The following is a 6,947-nucleotide window of genomic DNA, read 5'->3' as shown; positions in this document are numbered from 1 at the left end:
ATCAATTACTCTCTGTTTAAATCAAAGGTTCAAAAAAAATATCAAAAAAGGCGCCTATTCGGCGCCTTGCATCTTAAATCTAATTTCTAATGTCTAACATCTAATGTCTAAAATCTAATATCAAAAAAAAGCTATCCTTTTCGGATAGCTTCTTAATTATGTAATATTTAGAAGTTAGTCAAACAATAAAGAGGTATTCAGCGAAGAGACTCGCTTGATGATAAATATACCTCGTATGCAATCTAAATTATTGTATAATACAATACTTCAGCGATGATACATCCGATTGCGATTCCTGCGGTAATAGATACCGCTACTTTCACCCACATGGGAAGTCTTTCAATTGTAACCCTCAATTTTGTTTTTCTTTAGAATAATCTGCGCCACAAATATCATAAGGCAATTTTTTAATGGCAAACTTGTGCGATTGTAAAACTGATTTTGTAAATATTCCACTACAAAGATTTTCAGGAATTAGAGCTAATTAAAATATTCACAAATAATTAGCATATTCGGAATCTATTTTCTATTTTTGCATCTCCGTAAAATAACTCGGAATATTAATAAACAAAATTATTCAAACAATGCAACAGTACGAATCTGTAATCATTCTTACCCCGTTGCTTTCAGAAGATGCTGCGAAAGAAGTAATCACTAAATTCAAAAGTATCTTAACAGAAGGCGGAGCCGAAATTATCGCTGAAGATAATTGGGGTTTGAAAAAATTAGCGTATCCAATCCAGAAGAAAACTACTGGATTTTATCACTTAACTGAATTCAAGGCTCCAGGTGAATTAATTAAAAAATTAGAGGTTGAATACAAACGTGATGAGCGCGTGATGCGTTTCTTAACAATCTCTCTTGACAAGCATGCTCTTGCTTACAACGAGAAAAAACGTAGCGGTGCATTCAACAAGAAAACTGAACCTAAAGCTGAGGAGGTAGCAAACTAATGGCAAACGAGAATATCCAATACGTAACTGCCCCTAAAGTAGAGGACAACCGTAAAAAATACTGTCGTTTCAAGAAGAACGGTATTAAGTACATCGACTACAAAGACGCGAACTTCTTATTGAAGTTTGTAAATGATCAAGGTAAGATTTTACCTCGTCGTTTAACAGGTACATCATTGAAATTTCAACGTAAAGTAGCTCAGGCGGTGAAACGTGCGCGTATCATCGGATTATTACCTTACGTAACTGATTCATTAAAATAAGGAGGATACGATAATGGAAGTTATATTAAAACAAGATGTTAAACACCTTGGAGAGAAAGACGATATCGTAGTAGTAAAACCAGGTTATGGTCGTAACTACTTAATTCCTCAAGGATTTGCAGCAATGGCTACGGCTTCTGCAAAAAAAGTATTAGCTGAGAACATTAAACAAGCTCAGTTCAAACAAGAGAAAATCAAGAAAGATGCTACAGAATTAGCTGGTAAATTAGAGTCGGTAAAATTATCTATCGGTGCTAAAGCTGGTGAGTCTGGCAAAATCTTCGGTAAAGTAAATAGCATTCAAATCGCTGACGCTCTTAAAGCACAAGGATTTGATGTAGATCGCCGTCGTATTACTTTCGAAACTGAGCCTAAAAACTTAGGTGAGTACATTGCAAACTTAAACTTACACAAAGAAGTTAAAGTTCAAGTACCTTTCGAAGTAGTTGCTGAGTAATCTTACTTCAAAAAACAGAAAAGGTCATTTCGAGAGAAATGACCTTTTTTGTTTTTTAGATATTAGATGTGAGATATTAGATTTTAGACGCCCGCACGGTGTCTTTTTTGTTTTTGAAGAAAGGGACGATATTTTGGGAAAAATTTAACGTTCGTTTGAACCAGGAAAGGAAGGATAAAAGGATGGAGGATTGCTTAGACGTTCGTCTTAACCAGGAAAGGAAGGATGCAAGGATAAACAAGATCCTGCCAATCCTTGCATCCTTCCTTTCCTGGTTCAAAACAAACTTCCCTTTCTCTAATCCAACACGCAATGAAAATTCCCCACAAAAAAAAGACGCCATACAGGCGTCTAAAATCTAATGTCTAATGTCTAATGTCTATTATCTAAATCAGATTAAACAAATCCTTTACCCCCAATAATCTTCTCGCTGTAAATCCTTCGGCATATTTGACTTGAATGGATCTACCTAGCTCTTGTGCTCTCGCACGCGTTGAAGACATAAAATCAGGATTAGAGATATAGGTCTGTGGTTCAGAATCGTCGCTTCCAGCGTTAAATTGCGTGGTGTAGGCTAATATTGAACGCTCTTTGATGTCCCAATAATCGGTAATATCGATTAAGATATGGGGAGTAATATATTTATCTTGGATCAATTGTAATTGTAGTCTTGGGCGGAAGGGCTCCTGCTCTGCCCCATGGACTGTGGTCTCGATACGACGTAGACCGGCGAGAAAAATGGAGTCATTCACCAATTTACTAGCTCTGCCATGATCAGGGTGGCGATCATCTAAAGCATTCGTAATCACGATATCAGGTTGATATTTTCGGATTGCCTTAATTACTTCCAACTGGTTGGATTCGTCATTTTGGAAGAATCCGTCGCGGAGTTTAAGGTTTTCTCTCACTGCTACACCTAATATTTTGGCAGCTTCTGCCGCTTCCGTCGCTCTGGTCTCTGCAGTGCCACGCGTCCCTAACTCTCCTTGAGTAAGGTCAATGATTCCAACGGACTTACCTTCAGCTACATATTTGGCGATTACACCACCAGCACCTAATTCAGCATCATCAGGATGCACCGTCATCACTAGTAAATCTAATTTCATGAATTCCATTTTGTACAAAAGTACAAAATAATAAATCTATGAGGGATTGGTAAGGAGCTCTTCTATCCTACTGTGGACCTTTTTTGACATAGGACTGGTAATTGAATAGAAATGATCGACAACCTCGCCTTGGCGATTAACAAGGTATTTGTGGAAATTCCAAAAAGGTGCTGTGCCGACCTTTCCATTTGCTGACTCGTCGGACAGATATCTGTAAAGTGGGTCGGTAAACTCGCCTACTACGTGGATTCGTTTAAAAACCGGGAATGAGACTTGCTGATTAACTCGACAGAAGGTTTCTAATGTTCTACCTGTTAAAGGTTCTTGATTTCTGAAGTCATTGGATGGAAAAGCAAGTATTTCGAAGCCTAGATCGCGATATTTCTTATACAGATTTTCTAGTGATTTAAATTGCTTTGTGAAAAAGCATTTACTCGCCGTATTCACGATCAGTAATACTTTTCCTTCAAAGTCTTTTAATGATTTCTTTTGTCCATTAAATTCCAGTGCATTAAAATCATAAACAGTAGCTCTCATAATTATCGGTTTTAAGGGTTAGGAATTGGGCGAACGCGTTCGTATTCACGAATGATGTTCTCTATTTCGAAATCCTCTTGAGGATCGTAGGTACTCTTTAGGTTATGACCAAACAACTTTGCTACCCCCTGGTAGACGAAGGCAGATACGCCGCCTTTCATATCTCTTACTAAGTCATAGCTAGTATTTCCGGTTTGTCGCTCAATCAGTTTAATCAGGATCTTACCCTGCGAGATCGATAGATTCTTTACTTCAGACGTAATCTTTTCCTTGATCTCTCGCTCACATTCTTTGATGAGTCGCTTTTCTTCCCGGCGGGAACTAGCGGTCGCTAAATCGCGATCCAATTGGTCATAGCGTTTTTGGGCATAAATAGCATAGGGCAACACGCGAATGACATTTCTTTTAAGCCTTAAATACCGTTGCCTCTCCTCCTCACTTTTCCAATGACGCACCGCTGTGACAACGACCTCCTCGATCGGAAACCAAGGGACAACCTCACCATTATCTAAAGTCGTAGTGGCATAATGATCAACCACCTCTGCTTTTCCCTCACCATACTGCGGCTTCGTCAATGTTTGTGCATGACTGAATGTTGCTGCAGCAAGGAAGAAAATTCCCATCAAAACCCACTTATTAATACTGCTACGCATCTTTAATTAATTATTTCCTCCAGCTTAATATTAACTTTTTTTCGTATATTTATACAATACAAAAAACATTCTTTCGGTATTATTTGCCCACTAAATTTAGCAAATAATATTTAATTATCATAGTCATTTACAGGAGATTTATGCAAGAATATGTGATTGATATAGAGGCTGAAAATAAGGAAATCCGAAAAAGATACCGTGCATTATTAAGAGCTTGCAAACCTACATTACAAAAAGGCGATAAACAACAGATTCGTAAAGCATTCGACTTGGCATTGGAAAGCCATAAGGATATGCGTAGAAAATCTGGTGAACCATATATCTACCATCCAATTGCTGTAGCACAGATCGCTGCAGAGGAAATTGGCTTGGGAACTACCTCTATCGTCTGTGCCCTGTTACATGATGTCGTAGAAGATACCAGCGTTACATTACAAGATATTGAAGAGCAATTTGGAAAAAAGGTAGTCCGTATTATCGATGGGTTGACCAAGATTTCTGGAATATTTGACCCCAATAGCTCTATGCAGGCAGAGAACTTCCGAAAGATGTTGCTGACGCTTGCAGATGATGTGCGTGTTATTCTGATTAAACTTGCCGACCGCCTGCACAACATGCGGACGATGGAGTTTATGGCGCGCCATAAGCAACTTAAGATTGCTTCAGAAACGAGTTACCTATATGCTCCCCTTGCCCACCGCCTAGGTTTATATGCTATTAAATCGGAATTGGAAGATCTTTCCATGAAATACACCGATCCGGATACCTATAAATTTATTGCTAAGAAATTAAACGAGAAGAAAGCGGAACGTGAGAAGTTCATTGGAGATTTTATTGGGCCAATCAACGAAATATTAAAAGAGGAAGGTATTAACGCTTCTGTTTTCGGCCGTCCGAAATCTATCCATTCCATCTGGAACAAGATGCGTAAGAAGTCTATTCCTTTTGAAGAAGTTTATGATCTATTCGCAATTCGTATCATCATCGACACGGAAGATGAGAAAGAAAAGACCGAGTGTTGGAAAGTATATTCTATAGTAACCGACCTTTATCGCCCAAATCCCGATAGATTACGTGACTGGGTATCCTCGCCTAAGGCGAATGGATATGAGTCCTTACATACGACTGTAATGGGTCCTAGAGGGCAATGGGTGGAAGTGCAGATCAGAACAAGGCGCATGAACGAGATTGCTGAAAAGGGGTTCGCGGCGCACTGGAAATACAAGGAGTCGAACTCTGATAACGGACTTGATCAGTGGATACAGAAAGTACGTGATATCTTAAGCAATCCAGAGTCCAATGCGATGGACTTCGTAGATGACTTCAAGATGAACCTTTTCTCCGACGAGATCTTCATCTTTACGCCTAAAGGGACATTAGTACAGCTACCGAATGGTGCTACTGCGCTAGACTTTGCTTTCGAGATACATACCGATATCGGTGCTACTTGTATCGGTGCGAAGGTGAATCATAAGCTTGTGCCACTAAGCCAAGAGCTGCAAAATGGCGATCAAGTAGAGATTATTACTTCGAGCAAACAGACTCCCAAGGAAGACTGGTTAAGCTTTGTGGTAACAGCAAAGGCTAAATCCAAGATTAAATCATCTCTGAAGGAAGAAAAACGACGCGTAGCAGAGGACGGAAAAGAGATCTTAGAGCGTAAGTTGAAATCTCTGAAGATTACCTACAACACCGAGAACATCAATAAAATAGCGAACTTCTTTAAGTTTCCCAGCTCGCAGGAATTATTCTTCAATGTTGCAAAAGGAACCATCGATATTAAGAACTTACGAGAGTTCGTAGCTGCAGAGCGATCCGAAGACGCGAATCAGAATCAGTTCCAAGCTCATATCAATGGACTTGTCGAAAAAATCAACAAGAAAGACGATACGATCCTAATCGGCGATGATTATCAAAAAGTAGACTACACTCTAGCACCATGCTGTAACCCAATTCCGGGAGACGATATATTCGGATTCCTAACGGTAAACGATGGCATTAAGATACATAGAACGAGCTGTCCGAACGCATCTAAATTGATGGCTAATTACGGATATCGTATTCTCAAAGCTAAATGGGCATCTTTACATAATAATGTTTCTTTCTTGACAGGATTACGCATTATCGGTATTGATGATGTCGGATTGGTGAATAAGATTACCACAGTGATCTCTCAGGATTTCAATGTGAATATCCGCTCGCTATCCATCTCCAGCAATGAAGGAATATTCGAAGGCGATATTATGGTCTTTGTAAATGATGTCGGTCAATTGGATAGTCTGATAAAACATCTAAAACAAATCCCTGGCATCACAGGCGTTACGCGTTATGAGTCGGAGAACTAAAGACTTACAGCGCTTTGACAATAGCACTAGATAATACCATACTATTTTGGTAATTTTGAATCTTAAAACTTGGCGAATACTATGAAACAGGGCGAAAACTACGAAACTGTTAAAAAGATTTTCGAAGCATACCTAGAGAACAAAAATCTTAGAAAGACTCCAGAGCGCTACGCTATTTTAGAGGAGATATACTCACGTTCTGATCACTTTGATGTGGAATCTTTATATATACATATGAAGAACAAGAAGTATCGCGTAAGCCGTGCAACGGTCTACAACACGTTAGAGCTACTTGTTTCCTGCGACTTAGTTACCAAGCATCAGTTTGGCCGCAATATGGCGCAGTTTGAAAAATCCTATGGCTATAAACAACACGACCACGTCATCTGTATTGAGTGTAATAAGGTGGTCGAATTCTGCGACCCTCGTGTTTATCAAATCCAAACGATGATTGGAGATTTATTGAATTTCGAGATCAAACACCACTCCTTAAACCTATACGGAATTTGCGCTGATTGCCGCAAATCGAAGACCGTAAAAGAACCTGTAAAAGAAGAAGCAGTAATTTCAAATTAATTTAACATTCGAAAAATTAATATATACCTTTGTTCGGAAAAAGGCTAATAGGTTCCC

General features: G+C 39.1%; 8 protein-coding genes. 5 read left to right on the top strand and 3 right to left on the bottom strand.

Annotated features, from left to right (window positions below; genetic code table 11):
* Positions 1 to 584: 584 nt before the first annotated feature.
* The 3 genes from rpsF to rplI are packed head-to-tail and all read left to right on the top strand — an operon-like array spanning position 585 to position 1,673.
* Positions 585 to 953 carry a 30S ribosomal protein S6 gene (gene rpsF / locus B2400_RS14230; protein ID WP_149525822.1) on the top strand — a complete coding sequence of 123 codons (369 nt, stop codon included), beginning with the start codon at positions 585 to 587 and terminating at the stop codon, positions 951 to 953.
* The gene (gene rpsR / locus B2400_RS14225) at positions 953 to 1,216 is read left to right on the top strand and encodes a 30S ribosomal protein S18 (protein ID WP_103906215.1); all 264 of its coding nucleotides are present in this window, start codon (positions 953 to 955) and stop codon (positions 1,214 to 1,216) included. The genes rpsF and rpsR overlap by 1 nt, the downstream gene beginning before the upstream one ends.
* Positions 1,217 to 1,229: 13 nt before the next feature.
* Positions 1,230 to 1,673 (top strand): 50S ribosomal protein L9, encoded by a 444-nt coding sequence (gene rplI / locus B2400_RS14220; RefSeq protein WP_149525821.1) that lies wholly within the window; start codon positions 1,230 to 1,232, stop codon positions 1,671 to 1,673.
* A gap of 386 nt (positions 1,674 to 2,059) precedes the next feature.
* Here the strand turns inward: rplI and bshB1 are convergent, their stop codons facing one another.
* Genes bshB1 through B2400_RS14205 form a run of 3 tightly spaced genes read right to left on the bottom strand, consistent with a single transcriptional unit; the run spans position 2,060 to position 3,969 of the window.
* Positions 2,060 to 2,779, bottom strand: a complete 720-nt coding sequence (gene bshB1 / locus B2400_RS14215; RefSeq protein WP_286650425.1) for a bacillithiol biosynthesis deacetylase BshB1 — start codon at positions 2,777 to 2,779, stop codon at positions 2,060 to 2,062.
* 36 nt (positions 2,780 to 2,815) lie between these two features.
* On the bottom strand, positions 2,816 to 3,316 hold the full coding sequence (locus B2400_RS14210; protein WP_149525818.1) for a glutathione peroxidase: 501 nt from the start codon (positions 3,314 to 3,316) through the stop codon (positions 2,816 to 2,818).
* A gap of 11 nt (positions 3,317 to 3,327) precedes the next feature.
* Complete coding sequence (locus B2400_RS14205; RefSeq protein ID WP_260044609.1) at positions 3,328 to 3,969, bottom strand: DUF4294 domain-containing protein; 642 nt, start codon at positions 3,967 to 3,969, stop codon at positions 3,328 to 3,330.
* A gap of 140 nt (positions 3,970 to 4,109) precedes the next feature.
* Between B2400_RS14205 and B2400_RS14200 the strand changes: the two genes are divergently transcribed.
* Positions 4,110 to 6,314, top strand: coding sequence for a RelA/SpoT family protein (locus B2400_RS14200; RefSeq protein ID WP_149525817.1), 2,205 nt, complete (start codon positions 4,110 to 4,112; stop codon positions 6,312 to 6,314).
* Between the two features lie 81 nt (positions 6,315 to 6,395).
* The gene (locus B2400_RS14195; protein WP_149525816.1) at positions 6,396 to 6,890 is read left to right on the top strand and encodes a Fur family transcriptional regulator; all 495 of its coding nucleotides are present in this window, start codon (positions 6,396 to 6,398) and stop codon (positions 6,888 to 6,890) included.
* Positions 6,891 to 6,947: the final 57 nt, after the last annotated feature.

It is taken from the genome of Sphingobacterium sp. UBA6645 (assembly GCF_002455685.1).
Classification (GTDB): Bacteria; Bacteroidota; Bacteroidia; order Sphingobacteriales; family Sphingobacteriaceae; genus Sphingobacterium; species Sphingobacterium hotanense.
The sequence above is the reverse complement of the archived record's forward strand: the minus strand, read 5'-3'. Positions and strand labels throughout refer to the sequence as shown.

Excerpts from the sequence above, each read along its gene's own strand:
- rpsF (WP_149525822.1), top strand. The coding sequence starts at position 585 with ATGCAACAGTACGAATCTGTAATCATTCTTACCCCGTTGCTTTCAGAA.
- rpsR (WP_103906215.1), top strand. The coding sequence starts at position 953 with ATGGCAAACGAGAATATCCAATACGTAACTGCCCCTAAAGTAGAGGAC.
- rplI (WP_149525821.1), top strand. The coding sequence starts at position 1,230 with ATGGAAGTTATATTAAAACAAGATGTTAAACACCTTGGAGAGAAAGAC.
- bshB1 (WP_286650425.1), bottom strand. The coding sequence starts at position 2,779 with ATGAAATTAGATTTACTAGTGATGACGGTGCATCCTGATGATGCTGAA.
- B2400_RS14210 (WP_149525818.1), bottom strand. The coding sequence starts at position 3,316 with ATGAGAGCTACTGTTTATGATTTTAATGCACTGGAATTTAATGGACAA.
- B2400_RS14205 (WP_260044609.1), bottom strand. The coding sequence starts at position 3,969 with ATGCGTAGCAGTATTAATAAGTGGGTTTTGATGGGAATTTTCTTCCTT.
- B2400_RS14200 (WP_149525817.1), top strand. The coding sequence starts at position 4,110 with ATGCAAGAATATGTGATTGATATAGAGGCTGAAAATAAGGAAATCCGA.
- B2400_RS14195 (WP_149525816.1), top strand. The coding sequence starts at position 6,396 with ATGAAACAGGGCGAAAACTACGAAACTGTTAAAAAGATTTTCGAAGCA.